The following is an 18,259-nucleotide window of genomic DNA, read 5'->3' on the forward strand; positions in this document are numbered from 1 at the left end:
TGCTGTCCGAAGCGAACGCCGCATCGTGGGACTTTTCTGCCATTCCCGAACTGCGCGTCAAACGTCAGCTCTCGCCATAAGTCGACATTCAGCAGTTGTCTGGCCGGCGAACGTAAGTCGTTCAGTTGGTCAAGCGTTCGAATAGTGGCTCCCACTCTGGCTCGCCTACCTTCGAGCGCGAATGTAGGATGGGCAGCGTGTTGTTGGGCACCGTCATGGGCAGGACAAGCAGCAGCCCTTGGCCCCCAAATCCCAGCGGGTCATCGCCCGGATAGATCCGGCTACCCACGTCCACCGCGATCGCTTTGGCGCGGTCACGTTCGCCCACAGTCCCGAACACGCCAGTTTCGCCTTCGAACGCGAAGTCATCCTCTGTAAGCGTCTCGCCCACCCTGAAGTCGATCCTGCCGTAGGAGAGCGCCGAGATGGCCGTGCGCACTCGATCAGTTCCCTGAGGCGTGCCGAAGAGGGCGTGCACGAGGACGAGTGGCTGTGCCTTCTTGAGTAAGGCCATGTGCGTGTTCACGAAGGCGGTGATTTTCCTCGACAGCGATCCGCCGGTCGCGACAATGTCGTCGATGATCACAATCGCCTTGGGGAAGATGCCGCGGCTGTGTTTGTGCGTATAGGTGAGGAAGGCTGCTTCGAAGCTGGACGGCGGCAGTATCGCCACGGTGGCGATTTTGTTCTCCTCGGCGAAGTCCCCGGCGTATCGCTGGCCACTTTTCCCTTCGCCGTCCACGTAGGTCACCACGACATCGCCTCGGCGCTCGGCTAAGCTCTTGCGCGCAGGGGTTCCCAGTTCATCACGGATGATCTGCCCGGCGATCCGCAGTCGCCCCAGATTCTCTTGCATGCTGACCACGCGCAGGGACTTGAGAAGCGTAAAAAGCAGCCGTTGCTCCCTGTTGCCAGATCGCTGCGAAAGCCAGGCCCGCACCCGTTCCTCGCCGATCGGCTGGCCACGATACTCAGGCCAATCGCGGACCAAAGCTGCAATCTCCTCCGACCGGACGTAGGCGTCGTCCTCAAGCTTCTGATCGATTTCCGCAAGCTCTTCGGCCAGCATGTCGTTGGCGAGGCGGCTGAGACCCACGTCCATCAGCCACATCCTCAGCAGGGGCAGTCGAAAATCGTAGACGCCCCCCTTCTCCACAAGAACGTCCCGGGACACGAAGCTGGCGAGGAGTCCGGCGAGCTCTGCCTCCTGGAACCTAGCGTTGCCTCTTCGAACATAGATGCTGGCGAGCGTCGCCGGCTCGTTGTCCCGAAAGCACCTGCCGATCGCCGCCAACACGCGCCGCCGCTTCAACGCGGTTATCTCGCGCTCCTCAACCGGCGCATGGATGCCATCCTGCCACATGTGGGCGAACTGGTTGCTCTCGAGGCGGGAGATCGCATCGGCGGCAACCGATCTGACCTCGGCGGCCGTCACGTCCGAATCACGCTCCCTGACCGCTCTTGCCATCACATTTCGGCAGAGAATCTTCGCGAAATAGGGATTTCCCCCGCTATAGGCGTAAATCTCGTCGATCGCGTCGCGGTGCCAGTCCAGTATCCCTTCGGACGGCTTGCGGACAAGCTCGGCGAAGTCGTCCCACTCGTCCACGCGGGAGAAATAGTTGAGGTTCACGCGGAAGAAGCGATTCAACTTCTGCCCTTGGCGATCCATCACGTAGGGCATGTTCTCGCTGCCGACGAGTAGAAGACACAGGTTGGTCGTCGCCGTGATAGCCCTGATGTTGCCGAAGAAGGTCTCGGCCAAAGGACCTTGGAGGTACAGCTCCTGTGCCATGTCGTCGAACTCGTCGACGATCACTACAAAGCGGCGGTCTGGCTCTCGTTCCGCGACCAGATTAGCCAGCTTCAGGAGGGGCGCAAGCGAACCATCGTAGTCTCCACGTGGATACAGATCACGATGCGGGAGGGCGCCCAGCATAAACTCCTCGATCTCACGGCCGAGGTTTCGCAGCGTCACCCGGGGATTTTCCGCCGACACGTTCCCCCAGAGGACGTAGAGCTTGTGGAGTCGCCGATCGCCGGCTTGAAGGATGGCTTCATCCACCGCGGTCTGCGCGAGCGACGTTTTTCCGACCCGCTTCTGCCCGTCGATGTAGGTCGGCTCCATCGGCTCCTGCAGGATCCGCGCCACGACCGCATGAACCTGCTCCGAGCGGCCGATGAACCTAGTTCCCGCTGCCGGCGCCTCGGCATACGGGTTGCTGTACCTGTAGCGCTGCCACTCGACGTCAGGTCGCTGGGCGAGAACCTTGACCTCGAAAACCTCCTCGCGCGGAGTTGCCCCGCCTACCTCCGACCAGGCAACCTGCACTTCGAGCGTCAGCGAGGTGCAAGCGTCCACGACCTCCGCGGATACGGGTAGCGCGAAACCACCGGGCGGAACGGTAGGCAATCGCGTCTCGGCATCATCCACCAGGATGTGATCGCTCGAGCTGGTGACCTTGGCAACCAAGTCCTTAGCCTCGCCAGGGCCCGTCGCCCGCATCGGGATGATGATCCGCAGCGCCCGTCCGACCTCATGGAGGGGCTGACGCTTCTGCTGCTCGGAAGCGGCACTCCCGAGTTCAATGGTCGTGCGGAAGCGACCACGTGCCCCGGCCAGAAGCTCCTCGACGAGTAAGGCGATACGATCCAGGAACGGGGCAAGATGGTCGCCGGTGAGGAAGGACGAATGCTCGTTCGCCCAGCTCCTCTGCAGCGCGATCTCGCGCTGAACCGCGCCGACATCGTCGGCGAGCGAGCTTTCCATGCGACGAACGCGTTCGAGGCGAGCGATCATGGCGTCGACGGCCTCCGCCGCCTCCCCGCCGCGGAAAGGAAGGAGGTACTGTCGGACGAAGGGATGGCGGAACGCTCCCATCAAATCGGCCTTCGCGGCCAGTAGCGAGTCCAATGACGAGTAGACCGTCCTAAGCGGCTGGAGACGAGCGACCACGAGACTGTGCACCTGCTCGAGCGCGGCATATCTCTCGAATGTCTGCCGCATCTTCGGCCCTATTTGCCCGAACGGAAGGGCATCGGGCAAAGCCCGCTCGACCACCGTAACGATGGAACGCGCAAGGCGGTTCGTCTCGTTCGCCTGGACAACACCCCCCACCGCTATCGCCCTCAGAAGCGCGACTGCGGCGGCCTGCTGTCCATCCGGGGCATTGGCCAACCCGGCAACGAGTTCCCCCAGTGAACCCGTGCAAGCGATGCCTCGTCTTTCGGCGACCAACCCCTTAAGCGCCTGACGTGCCGCCTCGTTGTCGCCGGCCATGACCGCCCGCTCGAAGTCGTCGACCAGGTTACGCTGCGCACCTTGTGCATCCTCATCAACAATCATGGCGGCTCCCGCTAATCACAAGCAGCTTGTAGGACGGGTCGACCACTACGCCAATGCGAACCGGACAGGCGTCGCACGTATTCGAAAGATTGGAAAACATTCGTGTTTGCACCTCGACATGCGCCCCAGCCTTCTACTGGGACACCGCGTAATTGATTTAGCCACCCTCCTGGATGGTACGAAGTCGCACTAGCGCTTCAATGCAGGAGGGTGACCGATGTCGATCTATGCAGGATTGGATGTGAGTGACAAGACGACGCACATCTGCGTTGTCGACGTGGAGGGGAAGGTTTTGCGTCGCGATGTTGTCGCAAGCGATCCCGACGTCCTAGCCAAATGGCTCAACAGGCATTGTACCGAGCTGGTGCGCGTGGTTCTGGAGACGGGAACGCTATCGACCTTCCTGTATCATGGGCTGGTCGAGCGTGGTGTCGCGATAGAATGTATCTGCGCGCGGCACGCGAAGGGAGTGCTTTCTGCACGCGTAAACAAGAGCGATGTCCACGATGCGGAAGGGCTTGCTCAGCTGGCGCGCACCGGCTGGTACAAGCGCGTTCACATGAAAGCATCGGCCACGCATATCGACAGGGCAGCCCTCCGTATCCGCGCCCAACTCATCACTGCGCGGACATCCATGGCCAATCAGTTGCGGGGGCTCCTGAAGCTGTTCGGCCTGCGCATGGGCACCGCCAGAACACCGGGCCGGCGTGCCGAACGCCTGTCGGCGTTCTACGCCCAGCGCCCAGATCTGAAGGCCCTGTTTGCTCCACTCATTGCATCCATGGAGGCCATTGAGGAGCAACTGCGCGCATCCAATCGCCTGCTCAATGACCGGGCAAAGGCGGACGAGGTCTGCACCCGGCTGATGAGCGTTCCTGGTGTCGGGCCGATCACGGCCCTTACCTTCACTGCTACCATCGAAGACCCCCACCGTTTCGCGAGAAGCGAGGATGTCGGCGCCTATGCGGGGCTTGTGCCCCGACGCAGTCAATCTGGAGAACGCGATGTGAGCGGACATATCTCCAAGGCGGGAGATCCCATGTTGCGTAAGGCGCTTTACGAAGCGGCCAATGTCGCGCTGTCACAGGTGAAGCGGCCATTTCCCCTTCAGGCGTGGGGCAGGAAAATGGCCGAAGCCAAAGGCCCAAGGCGTGCCAGAACGGCCGTCGCACGGAAGCTTGCTGCTTTACTCCATTCGCTTTGGCTGAACGAGACCGAGTTTCGCTGGGTTTGATCCCCCGCGTTCCTCATCCCGATCAGCCATGCCCAGGACGATCTCGTCAGCTTTGTAGAGGGTCAAACCTCGTTTGGGACTCAGAGACGTCCACCTAATCCGCTCGGCCGCGATCATGAAGGCTCGGACGTAACGCTGCCTCAGCTGTCCGATGACCTCGAAGACAACCATTGGCGATCGGGAAAAGGAATGAGCAATGCGAGAATCAATTAGACAACGAAGCTGCCGTTCGCTAGCGGCGTGTCGAACGGAAGATCTTGCCAATAAGCGACATCCGGCGTCTGCCCAACCCGCATGGTAGAACGACACAATCGGGCTCAGCCGTAGAAATCGTTGCTCACGTCAGCCTTGAGGGTCTGCAGGGCGACCTCATTGCGCTCGACGGCAAAATAGGCGTGATAATCGGCAGGCGCCCCGGATCGCATCGGCGCCGGCAACCCGAAATGATGAAGGAAACGCGCGAGCAGATCGGGCGTGTCCGCCGCGATCCGACTCTCGCCTTTGCGCCCGATCAGCGTCCCCACCAGCGGCAGGCCACTGAAGGCGACCAATGCGTCGGCGGCAAAGCAGGGCGTACGCCGTTCCGCGGCCCGCGCGATCAGGATAGTGCGCACGGTCCACGCGACCCGCTTGGCACCCAGCGCGCCGTTGAGCATGTCGGGGAAGCTAGCCAGATACCAGGCCAGATCGGATGCCTTGCGGATCTCTTCGCAGTAAGAGGGCTTGAAACGAAACGACCGGGCGAGTGCGCCCAGACGATCCTCGGGATCGTGAAGCGACCTCGCTTCGCGCACGATGTGACACACGAACAAATCGCCGGCCGCTGCATCGCGCAACAAGGAGTTCCAAGGATAGAAATAGATCGAGAGCGTTCCTATGCCGACATGCCGGTTATGGTCTTCATCGGTAACCATCAGCAGATCGACATCGGAACCCAGCACCGCATCGCCGCGCGCTTGGCTCCCATAAAGCGCGACGGCGGCAATCGTCATTGCGCTAGGCCCCAGGGCGGCGCGAGGATCATGTCACAGGATCCCGGCGCAAGGCCTGGTTGGTGAGCGCCCGCGCGACACTGCGCGCCTGCTCGACTTCTACCCGGTTCGTAAGCTGGAGTTGTTGCTTGAGCGGGCTCAGCACCCCCGGCTCGACGTCGAGATTATGCTCGCTCATCAGATAAAAACTGAGACTGAGCCGGCAGGGTATGAGGAGCTTGCCATCCTGCATTCGATGCTCGCGGGCGACCGCCTCGCGTCGCTCGGGCGACAGCCCCTCATTGGGGATGACTTCGAGATTGATCACGTGTGCCCATTCGAAATCGAGGGCCGGATCAACTGAACAAGGCCGTTCGCCGGCGACATCCACGATCCGGCTCAGCACATAATCGCGAAAGTCATTATGTTCGCGCGCCCAAGAGCGGACATACCATTTGCCAGCGGCATACGCGAAGGCGTGCGGTGCAATCGTCCGCGCCTCCGACGACGAGCCGGTCAATGACAGATAGGAGATATCGATCTCCTTGCGCCCTTCGATCGCGGCGAGGACCTTGAGCAGGTTCGCGGTGTTGGTCGGTTGGCGATTAAGCGCCGCGACCTCGACGCGGGGCATCGCGTCGAACCAGGTATCCTCCATCCGCATCCACCCCCCGGCCACAGCGACGATTTGGAGGAGATAATGGTCGGTGAAGGCGCCGATAAAAATCGGCGAGAAGGCCGGGGTCCGGACGAACGCCTTCAAGGTTGGGTCGTAAGTGATGTTCTCGGGTGCGAGCCGTTCATAATCCTTGATGTCGGCCGACCCTTGCGGGGCGGAGATGCCGAACATCTCCGTCAGATCGCTGCGATTGAGCTTACCCGACCAAAACAGGCGAAACTCGATAAACTCAAGCCGTCGGCGGACGCTCCAGCGGGGACCTGTAAGTGACTGTTCTGGCTTACTTTCTGCCATTAATTTATCTCGCTACCCGTTAACGCATAAAGAAAGTTTATTGGTTCGCCAAATTCGCGTTATATTTATCCCCTGATCAACGACTCGGGTCAACCAATTCGATGGGCGCATTGCAGGGGGAAGGGGCAGCGGACAAGGGCGAGGGATCGTCTATGCGCCCCTATCGTGTTCTCAGTCTCGATGGCGGCGGTATGCGCGGCATCTATACAGCTGCCTTTCTCGATCGCATGGTGACGCAGCAAGCGGCACGTGAAGATGGTCGGGCGCTTGACCTTGGTCTCGGGTTCGATCTGATCACCGGCACGAGCACGGGCGCGATCGTCGGTGCCGCCGCCGCGATCGGGGTGCCGATGCGCGACATTGTCGCGTTGTACAGCGCGCACGGCGCAAAGATCTTCCCCCACCGGATCAAGGGTAAGCTCAGCGCGATCTATCGGGCCTGCGCCGGCGGCTTCTATGTGCGCCGGGGGGACAGAGCTCTGCGCGCCGCGCTCGATGAGGTGCTCGGCGACGTCACGCTGGACGATGTCTTTCACAAGCGCGGCATCTCAATGGCGATCCCGGCTGTACGGATGAGCACGCACAAGGCCTGGGTCTTTAAGAAAACCCCAAAGAGCGGCCCGCGCGACGATCATTATCGCCTGGCCGATATCTGCCTCGCCTCGAGCGCGGCGCCGATCTACCGCTCGCTTGCTGCGATCGACGACCCTTCGGGTGAGGAGGGCGGCAAGCAGGTCTTCTGCGATGGCGGGCTTTGGGCCAACAACCCGATCATGGTGGGCTTTACCGACGCGCTTGCCAATGCTGCCCCTGGCCAGGCGATCGAGATCTTTTCGCTCGGCACCTGCCCGCGCCCCGAAGGCGAGCATATCCGCGGCAATAAGGTCAATCGCTCGATGCTGGGGTGGACGCTCGGCGCCGATGTCGCTCCGCTCAGCATCTCCGCGCAGGAGTTCGCCTATGACAATATGGCGCGGCTCCTCGCCATCGCGATGAGCGATTGCGGCCGCTCTATCAGCCGGGTCCGCTTCCCCAACAAGCCTGTGCCTGCCAGCATGATGAAATTCCTCGCGCTCGACGACAGCCGGCCCGAAGCGATGGAGCGCCTCATCCAGCAGGCCCATACCGATGCCGATGCGACGCGCAGTGCCTGCGACGATCCGAACGACGCCGATGGCCGGCTGATCCGCGCCATGCTCGAAGCCCTGCCCCCGCTTGACCCGGCGAAAACCCTGCGCCGGGCCGAGTCCGATTGAAAGGACCGATGATGTACGATTGCGACAAGGATATCTGCGCCTTTCATAAGGACGAGGTGACGCTGCCCCAGACCGAACAGGATGCGATGCGCCAGCGGCGCGACGCCAACCGTAGGCGCCTGCGCGAAGGTCTTAAAAAGGCGGAGAAGCCTGCTCCCGACGATTTCGTCAAGCAGGGCTCTTACGCCATGAAGACGATGCTACGGCACCCGCAGAATGACTATGACATCGACGACGGCGTCTATTTCAAGAAGGCCGACCTTGTCGGCGAGCGCGGCGCGGAGATGACCTCGCTCCAGGCCCGGCAGATGGTGCGAGATGCGGTCGATGATGGCAGCTTCAAATGCGCGCCCGAAGTGCGCGGCAATTGTGTGCGCATCTTCTATGAGAAGGGCTATCACGTGGACATGCCGGTCTACCGCAAGGTCGAGGAGAACGGCGCCACCGTTTATGAACTTGCCGCCTCGAGTGGCTGGAAGCGCTCAGATGCCCGTGATGTCACCAACTGGTTCGACAAGGCGCGCAGCAACAGCTCCGATGGCGCGCAGCTGCGCCGCCTCGTCCGGGAGATCAAGAAGTTTGCCCGCAGCCGCAATAGCTGGAGCGGGTCGATCCTGTCAGGCTTCGGCATCACCGTCCTCGTCGTCGAGTGCCAACGGCTCAATGCGAACCGCGAAGACCGCGCGCTCTATGACACGATGAAGGCGATCCGCGATCGGCTGAGTCATAATCTGGTCGTGCGTCACCCGGTCACCCCGAACGACTTCATCACCAGCGGCAGCGACGACACCAAGGCGCGGATGCTGCGCGAGAAGCTCAACAACGCGCTGACCTGGCTCGAGCCGCTGTTCGACGACGATTGCACTCGCAGCGAGGCGCTCAACTGCTGGGACAAGGTCTACAACACGACCTATTTCAGCGAGCGAGGCGAAGACGAGGCCAGGGCCGCCTCTTACGCGGCGCCGGTTGCGACGTCGGCAGCGCTCATCGGTCTGGAAAGCTATGCCAACGCAGCGGTTTCCTCGTCGGGCGGGGGCCGTCATGCCTAATGTCGCGGGCTTCGGCGCGCTGGGCTTCGAACGCGCGATGGTGCGCCTCGACGCCACCCTGCGCGAGCAGCTGCCGGGCCGTCACCGGCGACTGACGCGCGAAGAGGTCAAGGCCACCTATCCGCGCCGCAGTTTAGAACAGGGCTGGCGGATCGATATGGCCTGCAGCGACAAGGTCGTCCGCCAGATCGATCTGCTCGTTAACAGCGCCTTTCCGGCGGGCTATCCCCGCACCGCGCTCGTCGATCCGCCCAAGATGCTGACCTGGCCCCATGTCGAGCGCGACGGCATACTGTGCCTCCTGCCGATCATGGCCGAAGTCGATGCCGAGGATCCGGGAGCTGTCGGGCTTCACCTGATCGGCCGCTCAGCGCGGCTGATCGAAGAGCTGCTCGAAGGCACCATCGTCGAGCGCGATTTCCGCGAGGAGTTCCTGACCTACTGGGCCTATGCGTGTGATATCCGCACGAGGGTCACCAGCCTAATCGACCCCGTCGGCCCGTCGCGCGAGATCCGCGTCTGGCGCGACAAGGGCATGGTCATCGCCGGCGAGAGTCAGCAGCAACTGGATCGCTGGCTTGCCAAGCGGTTCGGTAAATTGCCCGGCAGGAAGGCCTATCACAGCGAGCCCGCAGCCTTTCTGTGGCTCGAACAGCCGCCTGTCCCGGCCGACTATCCCCTGACGGGCGCCGACCTGATGGCGCTTGCGGCTGCGGCGGGCGAGGCCGAAGAAGCGATCCTTGCCGAGGTTGCGGGCACGCTCCACAAGGACGTTCTCGTCCTGATCGGCGCGGAAGGACGTGGCGGCGCCGGGCTCGTTGCGGCGACTACCACCTCTGCGCGCAAGATCAGCTCGCGTGACGGCCATGTCGAACGCCCCCTAACCAAGGGGTTTACGCCCAAGGGCATGCCCGAACCCATCGCCACCGCGCGCACTTATTCCGCCGCTCATGTCCTCAAGAGCCAAGTCTCGCGCGCCGATCCCGCATGGATCCACGGCCGCGGCAAGGATAGTCGCACGCCCCTTCTCTTGGCCAAGACGGTGACCCTGATCGGCTGCGGGTCGGTCGGCAGCTCGGTCGCGGCAAGGCTTGCGCGGGCGGGCGTTGGCACGAACAATTACGTCGATCCCAAGGATTTTGACTGGGCCAATATCGGCCGGCACGAACTCGGCGCGGAGTCGATCGGGAAGAACAAGGCACTCGAGCTCGCGGCGCGCTTCCAGAAGGACTATCCGCACCTGGCTATCACTGGCCATGCGACAGGCGCGCACAGCTTAATCAACGGCTATGAAGACCTTCTCTCGGCCAGCGATCTCATCATCGCAACGACCGGCAGCTGGGACGCCGAAGGCGCGCTCAACCGCTGGCATGTGGTGAACGGTCGCAAAATCCCGATCCTTTACGGATGGTCTGAGAGCTATGCCGCCGCTGGCCATGCTGTCACAATCGGCGCCGAGGGCGGCTGTTTGCGCTGCGGCATCGGTGCGACCGGCAAACCCCATTTCGTGGCATGCGAATGGCCGAACGGTAACTCTACCGTGGAGGAACCCGCTTGCGGCAATCATTTCACGCCCGCCGGCGCCGTTGAACTCAGCTTTGTCGTAGACCTGATCGCTCACGCGGCGATCCAAGCTCTTCTCGCTCCGCCCGCGCAGTCGCATCATGACATGTGGCTCGCGCCAGCGGCACGTATCGAGGCGAACGGCGGCATCTGGTCCCAAGCGCTCACCGATCCCGACAAGACCCTGGCGCGGGGCGGAAGATTGATGTCGCGAAGTTGGCCCCACCAGCTTTGCACGGCTTGTGCGCTCAAAAATGATGACCTGATTGCGGCCGAGTGACCCAATGCCTCAGCTCACTATGCCCGAAGACGGGCAAAGTTCTGTCCTCAGTGTCGCACGACCGATGCGGGGTGGCGCCCACCTAAGGCGATATGCAGCTATCCTTGCCGTCTGGTGCTGGAGTGATTTGAGACGCCTGTGCAAACGACCGCTTTTGGATTTCTACGTAGAAGCTGAACGACCGATTTTAGGGCGCCTTGGTGACGGTCCGGTTCACCGCAGTCCATCGGCAGGTTCTGTCAGGAGCAGACGTTCGCGGTGGCTGAGTTGAACGACTAGGTCGGGGTCGGAAGCGGAATGTGAAGCCACGCTCATCAACAATGCTTGCGGCCCTAAATCTCCTCGGCAGCGACGCCCTAACTGCGGGTGTTGAGTGAAAGAAGAGCAGGGGTACCGCCCGCCTCCGGCGTCGCGCTCTATGCTCCGGCAAGCCTGCGCACCGAGCCCCTGACGGGTCTCGGCCAGAGGTGACGATCGCTGGCGGATGAACCGGCTGTGCCGGTTGCGCGGACGCGGCATTGCCGCGGTGTTTGCTGATGGCCTTTCCCGTCTCGCGGGTGCGGGCATCGCTCCCTCCTAGGCCCGTCACGGCCGCCCGCAAGCCTTATGGCTGCTCCACTGCGTTGCGCCCCGGCGGCTGACGCCTTGGGTGCGGGCCGCCGTTCGGGACGGGCCTTTCCGGTCCCTCTCGCCGCCCACCCCCGCATCCGGGGAAGGCCTGTTGGTGAGGGCGGAGAGGAGGTCAGGACATGCGATCGAATTCACGTCGTCATACTCGCGATCACGCCAAAGTGGCGCAACCTCAGCCGTCTCGCGTCAGCCTCTATGACGAGGTGACTGCGAAGATTGTACGCGAGCTTGAGGCGGGGCGTTTCCCTTGGGCGCAGCCTTGGGGAAGCGCCGGTGCCGCGGCCCCCGGTCTGCCGCGCAACGCACATACCGGCCGCTGCTACAGTGGTGTCAACGTGCTGCTGCTGTGGGGTGCCGCGATCGAACATGGCCATTCCTCGCAAGGCTGGCTCACCTTCCGGCAGGCGCTGGAAGCAGGCGGCTCTGTTCGCAAGGGCGAGCGCGGTGTCACCGTCGTCTATGCCGATCGTTTCATTCCGAAGAGCGAGGCGGAACGCGCCACCCGCGAGGATGAGGAGGCGCGGGCGGTACCGTTTCTCAAGCGCTTCACCGTTTTCAATGTCGCGCAGTGCGATGGCTTGCGCCCGGGACTGGCAACGGATCTAGCCCCGCTCCCCGAGCGTGAAATCGTACCGGTTGCGGAGGCGCTGATTGCGGCATCGGGTGCGGATTTCCGGGTTGGCGGCGACAAGGCATTCTATGTGCCGTCGGCCGATTTCGTGCAGGTGCCGCCGCAGCCCGCTTTCTTCGAGCAGATCAACTATTATCGGACCTGCCTGCACGAACTCACCCACTGGACGGGGCATGGATCGCGGCTCGCGCGCGACTTTTCGGGCGGGTTCGGCAGCCAGCTCTATGCCCGCGAGGAACTGATCGCGGAGATGGGTTCCGCGTTCCTGTGCGCAGCGCTCGGCATCGTTCCGACTGTCCGCCACGCCGACTATCTCGCCTGCTGGCTCGAGCTGCTGCGCGAGGACAACCGGGCAATCTTTCGTGCCGCGAGCGCCGCCAGCAAGGCGGCCGATTTCCTGCTGGCGCACCATACGGGGCCGGCGGGTGAGGGGAGGGCGGCGGCATGATCGTTCTTCCCCTCGATGTTCGCCACAGGCTCCGCGCCAACCATGGTTTTCGTCGCACAGCGGAGATCAACGCTCGCCATGAACCCGACCCCCGACCGGCGCTCAAACTGTTCAATCCGCTGGGCGCGGCAACGTGGCTGGCGAGCGAGCTGGCCGACGATGACGACACGCTTTTCGGCCTTGCCGACCTTGGTATCGGCTGCCCGGAACTGGGCTACTTCTCGCTGCGGGAGATCGCCAGCGTGAGGCTGCCGTTCGGGCTTGGCATTGAGCGCGATGCTGGCTTTGAGAGCTTCGCGCCAATGTCGCGCTGGGCCGAGCTGGCGCGCCTTCAAGGCTCAATTTCGGCGGCCGAAACTGTGCTTCGGGCCCACGCGAAATGGCGTGACGGAGGCACCGGATGAGACAGGTTGGTTCCCGCCAAAAATCGGGCGGGCGGCGCACGGCGCCGCCCGCGACGGTGTCCTCCGCGAACGCTGACGAGGAACTCCTTTGGTCCCCTCAAAACGGTGTGGCGCAATCTCCGGCAGGGTAAGAATGTTGGCGGCGAAGAGGGCGATCGGGAGTGCAGCTTGCGAAGCCGAGTTGCGGAACAGAGCGGCTCCATTTCAGCCTTCGATTGCCGTCAATATCCCGACCCTCAGCAAGCCCTCGCCCGGCAAATAAATCCAAGAGTGGCGCCGTCCGGAAGCGGCTTTCGACCAACTTTCTGATCCTCGGAATGGACCTCGCGCGCGGCAGCAACATCCATCGGAACGAGTTTGCATGGTTTGATGCAGCTAAGTGCCTGACGGCAATGACGGTTTGACCCCAAGCTATGGCTATTTGCTTACAAATCGCCTTTTTCCGGTGTTTTTCAGGCGCCGGATCGGCTATGAAATGCCCCTCGGGAAGCTGAAATTCGCCCCGAAATCAGCCCATTAGCAAGGAACGCGCGATGTCCGAATTTGCTCAGAAAATGAGACACACCCAATGCTGTTGAAGACCGTTCGCACTGGATTGTAGTGGACCTTAATGAGGGTTGCGACCGCTATCGGTGGGCACCGAAGTTGCCAGCTACGGAAGCGGCCAAGCCGCTGGCTTCCAGTCCTATTTCGTCCAAATCGGATGATATTCCATCCCTTCGTCGCATTTTGCGCGATAAGCCGTTTCAGCCGGCACGGGCTTGATCTATGCGCGATATCTGTTTGAGTGGGGACGGGGGTCTCTCCGAGTAATGGTGGTTGGTGCTCTTGAAGCGCCGGGCAGCGCCCGTGCGTCCGGAAATGGCTTAGATTCAGCACTCGCGAGCTTTGTATTGCTCGCCAAGTTCCTTGGCGTGCCCGCCGAATCAGAGCAGATTATCCATGCCCGGGGCCGGGGCGAAGCGGCTTGGTCGTTGCCAGATCTGGCCCGAGCGGCCAAAGCGCTTGGCTTGATCGCTCGTATACGACGCGCGGATATCAAGGTGTTGAGGAAGCTGCCGCTGCCGGTGATCGCACCGCTCATCGACGGTGACGCGGCGATACTACTGAAAATTGAAGATGGTGACGGCGGCAGCCGTGTCCTTGTGCAGCGCGGATTGGCCGAGCGGCCTGAGCTCTGGGAGATTGCGGAATTTAGCGATCGCTTTGCAGGAAACGTACTGCTCCTTACGTCGCGCGAACGAATGGCAGGTGCAGCGCGCCCTTTTGACATCAGCTGGTTCATTCCCGCCCTCGTCAAGTACCGCAGACCACTGCGCGATGTCGTACTCGCGTCGTTCTTCCTGCAGCTAATGGGGCTCGTGTCCCCGCTTTTCTTCCAGCTCGTGATTGACAAGGTGCTGGTTCATCAGTCCCTGTCGACACTGGATGTACTGGCGATCGGTCTTGCGGTCGTTTTGACATGGGAGACGGCCCTTTCCGGTCTGCGCAACTGGCTTTTCGCGCACTCGACAAATCGCGTCGATGCCGAGCTGTCCGCACGGCTGTTCCGTCACCTGCTCAACCTGCCACTCTCGTACTTCGAGTCGCGGAGAGTTGGCGACAGCGTCGCACGTGTTCGCGAACTTGAGCGAATCCGTGAATTCCTGACGTCGAACGCGGTCACGGTGGTGATCGACCTCTTCTTCACCATCGTCTTTTTCGCCATGATGTATCTCTACTCGCCAATCCTGACGCTCATCGTTGCACTCTCGGTGCCGATTTATGCAGCGATCTCGGCACTAATCACGCCAGGGCTTCGCGCCCGGCTCGACGAGAAATTCCGTCGAGGGGCGGAGAACCAGGCATTCCTCGTGGAGACCGTGACCGGGATCGGCACGTTGAAAGCCATGGGGGTCGAGCCGCAGATGCGCGATCGGTGGGAGAAGCAGTTCGCCGGCTATACCAGCACGGGCTTCGGCGTCACGCAGCTCGCCAACTGGGGCAGCCACCTGATCCAGCTGGTTTCGAAGCTGACAACGGTCTTCATTCTCTATTTCGGGGCCAAGGCGGTGATCGCAGGAGATATGACCGTTGGCGCGCTCGTGGCGTTCAACATGTTGAGCGGCAGGGTGGCAGCTCCGATCCTTCGCCTCTCGCAGCTCTGGCAAGATTTTCAGCAAGTTCGCATTTCGATCGATAGATTAGGCGATGTGCTGAACGCGCCGGCGGAGCCGGAGCATAATCCTAATCGTGCCAGTCTTCCGCCGATCGCGGGGGCCGTGACCTTCGATCGCGTTCGCTTCCGCTACCGCCCCGATGCCCCCGAGGCATTGCGCGGGGTTTCGATCACGATCGCGCCGGGAGAGATGCTGGGAATTGTAGGCCCATCCGGCTCGGGCAAATCCACGCTCACCAAGCTCGTGCAACGGCTGTACGTTCCCGAGCAAGGGCGGGTCCTAGTGGATGGCGCCGACCTTGCCCTCGTCGATCCGGCCTGGCTCAGAAGGCAAATCGGTGTCGTGCTGCAGGAAAATATCCTCTTCAACCGGACAGTTCGGGAGAATATCGCACTGAGCGATCCGACGATGCCGATGGAAAGAGTGATCGCGGCGGCCGAGATGGCCGGTGCGCACCAGTTCATCCTCGAACTGGCCCACGGATATGACACGATCATCGATGAGAGGGGAAACAATCTGTCGGGTGGGCAGCGCCAGCGCATGGCGATCGCGCGCGCTCTTATCGGCGATCCACGAATCCTGATCCTCGATGAGGCGACTTCGGCTCTCGATGCTGAGAGCGAGGCGGTCATCCAGGCGAACTTGCGCCGGATCGCCCATGGGCGCACGGTGATTGTGATCGCACACCGGTTGTCGGCCGTCCGGCAATGCCACCGGATCGTCACAGTGGAGGCCGGCGCGATCACGGAGGAAGGCACTCATGAAGCGCTTTTGCGGAAGGGCGGACGGTACGCGCAGCTATACACCTCCCAGATGGGGGCAGCGGCATGACACTCGACGAGCGACTACCGGCCTTGTCGCGTCACTGGAGGATACTGCGCGAGGCATGGCGATTGCAAAACGCGGCCGATGCCGTCGCAAAGCCTCGCAGCGATCATGAGTTCCTTCCGGCTGCGCTGGAGATCATGGAAAAGCCCCCGAGTCCCGCGGTACGTATTCTGCTGCTTGGGCTCTGTGGCCTTTTCACCGTTGCTTTGGCGTGGTCCATCGTCGGCAAGGTCGATGTCGTTGCCGTGGCGCTGGGCAAGATCGTCCCATCCGGTAACGTGAAGCTAATCCAGCCGATCGAAATCGGTTCGGTCCGCGCAATTCACGTGAAGAACGGGCAGCATGTCGTAGCAGGTCAGTTGCTGATCGAGCTGGATCCAACGATAGCGGGCGCCGACGAGGCGCAAGCCGCGCAGAGCCGCCTTTCAGCAGAAATCGCAAGGGCACGAAACGACGCGTTGCTCAGTTACTTCGCCGGCCGCCCCGCCCTCTTCACAGCGCCGCCAGGAACGCCTCAAGACGTACAGCGCTCGCAAATTCAGTTTGTGAATGCGCACATCGGCGAATATGAGGCGCAGCGGGCAAGCCTTATCCAGCAGCGAGCGGAGCGCGCTGCGGAACTGGCCTCTGCAGAAGCCGAGATGGCAAAGCTAAGGCAAACGCTGCCTTATGTCGAACGCCAACTTGCCGCTCGAAAGGAGTTGAGCGATCGGGGCTATTTCTCAAAAATACGATTGCTGGAATACGAGCAGTTACTCGTTGAGCACATGCGTAACATCGATGTTCACGCGGCAGCCGCCGAGAAAGCCAAGGCTGCGGGAGGAGCCCTCGATGCAGAGCTAGCAAGATTGCGCCAAAGCTTCGCCAAGGCGGCTGTCAATGAACTGACGGACGCGATCGATAAATCAAATCTAGCAGCCGAAGACCTTCGTAAGTCGGCACGGCGCCGACAATTCCAGATGCTTCGAGCGCCTGTCAGCGGGACGATCCAGCAGCTCTCAATTGCGACAATTGGAGGCGTTGTCCAGCCCGCGCAACCACTGATGGTAATCGTTCCGGACGATGCCACCGTCGACGTGGAGGCACAGATTCTGAATAAAGATATAGGATTTGTGCGCGAAGGCCAACCGGTCCGTCTAAAGGTCGAGGCATTCAATTTCACTGATTATGGCACGATCGAAGGGGTAGTCGAGTCAATTAGTCGCGACGCAGTCGAGGGCTCCGGCCCGGATGCATCGCGCCTCGAATCGCCAAGTGCGCAGCGGCCTAATGCTGGACCGAAATATGCGGCGCGCATCAAATTGCGGAGGCACGTTATCCGGATTGATGGAAAAGATCGGCTGCTCGGCCCGGGATTGGCAGTGCAGGCAGAGATCAAGACCAGCGAGCGCCGTATAATTCAATACCTCCTAAGTCCCATAGCACAAGCAGTCGATGAAGCAGGGAGAGAGCGATGAAGGGCACCTCTACCAAGCGCTGTGCGAATCCTATGCTAATATTGCATCTCGTGCTCCTGGCACCTTCCTGTGCGGTGCCGAACTCATACTACGGAATTCAACTGGATAAGAAGGACCTCGATTTCGAGCTGCGCAGTATGGCGCGGGCGGCTCAAGCGGGAGATAAACTCTCGCAACTCTACTTGGGCGCCGAATTTGAAACGGGGCGCCGCGTCAAATGCAATCGGCACTCAGCGCTCTCGCTGTACAAACAAGCGGCGTCGACTAGCACGCAAACAATTTGGACTGCTAGGCCGCATAAAAGCGGGTCTTCGCAACCAGCAAGCTCAAGCTTCCGACAAGACTCGGTTATGCCCGGCCTGACAGTGGCGAGGACGAAATATCTCGCTTTGCGAAAAAGTCCGAACGCTTGCTCAAGAACTATATCAGAGGTGGGGGCTTCAGGCCGATGATAACCAAAAAACGTCGTCTGATCTCTCGCCTGATAGTTGGAATAGGCGTCTGCTGCGTCGTTTCTTGCTCAAAGGTACCAGATTCGGCCAACTCTAGATCTGAGTCCGATCCATCAGCCGATCCAGATCGGATATGTATCAGCATATCAGGCACAACATATTGCTTCAAGCGTAGCCATGTCAGGGCTTTTGACGCGGACGTTCAGCCACATGGCGTAAGTATCCGTGTCCCAAATACCGACCCGCGCCTTATCGATTGTGATGCTGGCTTTAACAGCGGCAATAGGCGTGCGGGCTTTCCTCCGACTATTCTTGCGCGTGCCTCCGCTGAGCAGTTTACGCACGAAAGTGGGGCGAGAAATGGCGTTGAGCAGTACTACTGGATCGTTCGCAAAAACTATATCAGCGATCAACATGGCCGTCAGCGCGATGCGGATGTCATGCGTCATATTGACCCGTCTCTTCGGTGTACTACTTTGAATGACAAGTATAGCTCAGATCCTAGTATAATGTGCATGAACAAAGATCCGGTATATAACGATCAATCTGCCCTTCTTGAATGCGGCAGCGACCTCCGG

Annotated in this window: 12 protein-coding genes; 8 read left to right on the top strand and 4 right to left on the bottom strand. The window is 61.3% G+C overall.

From position 1 onward, the window contains the following. Positions 1-121: 121 nt before the first annotated feature. The gene (locus FHS96_RS25450; protein ID WP_429598541.1) at positions 122-3,346 is read right to left on the bottom strand and encodes a phosphoribosyltransferase-like protein; all 3,225 of its coding nucleotides are present in this window, start codon (positions 3,344-3,346) and stop codon (positions 122-124) included. A gap of 217 nt (positions 3,347-3,563) precedes the next feature. Between FHS96_RS25450 and FHS96_RS25455 the strand changes: the two genes are divergently transcribed. Next, positions 3,564-4,580, top strand: coding sequence for an IS110 family RNA-guided transposase (locus FHS96_RS25455; RefSeq protein WP_429598543.1), 1,017 nt, complete (start codon positions 3,564-3,566; stop codon positions 4,578-4,580). Positions 4,581-4,897: 317 nt separating this feature from the next. On the opposite strand, the gene FHS96_RS25460 is transcribed toward FHS96_RS25455, so the two are convergent. Together FHS96_RS25460 and FHS96_RS25465 are read right to left on the bottom strand one after the other, a co-directional pair. Next, the gene (locus tag FHS96_RS25460) at positions 4,898-5,572 is read right to left on the bottom strand and encodes a nucleotidyltransferase domain-containing protein (RefSeq protein ID WP_429598545.1); all 675 of its coding nucleotides are present in this window, start codon (positions 5,570-5,572) and stop codon (positions 4,898-4,900) included. A gap of 28 nt (positions 5,573-5,600) precedes the next feature. After that, the gene (locus FHS96_RS25465) at positions 5,601-6,524 is read right to left on the bottom strand and encodes a BrxR family helix-turn-helix transcriptional regulator (protein ID WP_429598547.1); all 924 of its coding nucleotides are present in this window, start codon (positions 6,522-6,524) and stop codon (positions 5,601-5,603) included. A 152-nt stretch (positions 6,525-6,676) separates the two neighbouring features. Here FHS96_RS25465 and FHS96_RS25470 point away from each other — a divergent pair, with 152 nt between their 5' ends. From FHS96_RS25470 to FHS96_RS25500, 7 genes are all read left to right on the top strand, one after another. Then, positions 6,677-7,780 (top strand): patatin-like phospholipase family protein, encoded by a 1,104-nt coding sequence (locus FHS96_RS25470; protein ID WP_429598549.1) that lies wholly within the window; start codon positions 6,677-6,679, stop codon positions 7,778-7,780. An 11-nt stretch (positions 7,781-7,791) separates the two neighbouring features. Beyond that, positions 7,792-8,829, top strand: a complete 1,038-nt coding sequence (locus tag FHS96_RS25475; protein WP_429598551.1) for a cyclic GMP-AMP synthase DncV-like nucleotidyltransferase — start codon at positions 7,792-7,794, stop codon at positions 8,827-8,829. A 37-nt stretch (positions 8,830-8,866) separates the two neighbouring features. After that, positions 8,867-10,672, top strand: coding sequence for a ThiF family adenylyltransferase (locus FHS96_RS25480; RefSeq protein ID WP_429598553.1), 1,806 nt, complete (start codon positions 8,867-8,869; stop codon positions 10,670-10,672). A 749-nt stretch (positions 10,673-11,421) separates the two neighbouring features. Beyond that, positions 11,422-12,381 (top strand): ArdC family protein, encoded by a 960-nt coding sequence (locus FHS96_RS25485; RefSeq protein ID WP_429598555.1) that lies wholly within the window; start codon positions 11,422-11,424, stop codon positions 12,379-12,381. Then, a complete protein-coding gene (locus FHS96_RS25490; RefSeq protein ID WP_429598557.1) occupies positions 12,378-12,785 on the top strand; it encodes a DUF2958 domain-containing protein in 408 nt (135 codons plus the stop codon). Before FHS96_RS25485 ends, FHS96_RS25490 begins: the two co-directional genes overlap by 4 nt. 812 nt (positions 12,786-13,597) lie before the next feature. Beyond that, positions 13,598-15,775, top strand: a complete 2,178-nt coding sequence (locus FHS96_RS25495; protein WP_429598559.1) for a type I secretion system permease/ATPase — start codon at positions 13,598-13,600, stop codon at positions 15,773-15,775. Beyond that, on the top strand, positions 15,772-17,229 hold the full coding sequence (locus FHS96_RS25500; RefSeq protein WP_429598561.1) for an HlyD family type I secretion periplasmic adaptor subunit: 1,458 nt from the start codon (positions 15,772-15,774) through the stop codon (positions 17,227-17,229). Before FHS96_RS25495 ends, FHS96_RS25500 begins: the two co-directional genes overlap by 4 nt. A 598-nt stretch (positions 17,230-17,827) precedes the next feature. Here FHS96_RS25500 and FHS96_RS25505 read toward each other — a convergent pair. Beyond that, the gene (locus FHS96_RS25505; protein WP_429598563.1) at positions 17,828-18,130 is read right to left on the bottom strand and encodes a hypothetical protein; all 303 of its coding nucleotides are present in this window, start codon (positions 18,128-18,130) and stop codon (positions 17,828-17,830) included. Between the last annotated feature and the right edge of the window lie 129 nt (positions 18,131-18,259).

It is taken from the genome of Sphingomonas zeicaulis (assembly GCF_050433225.1).
In the GTDB taxonomy this organism is placed as follows: Bacteria; Pseudomonadota; Alphaproteobacteria; order Sphingomonadales; family Sphingomonadaceae; genus Sphingomonas_D; species Sphingomonas_D zeicaulis.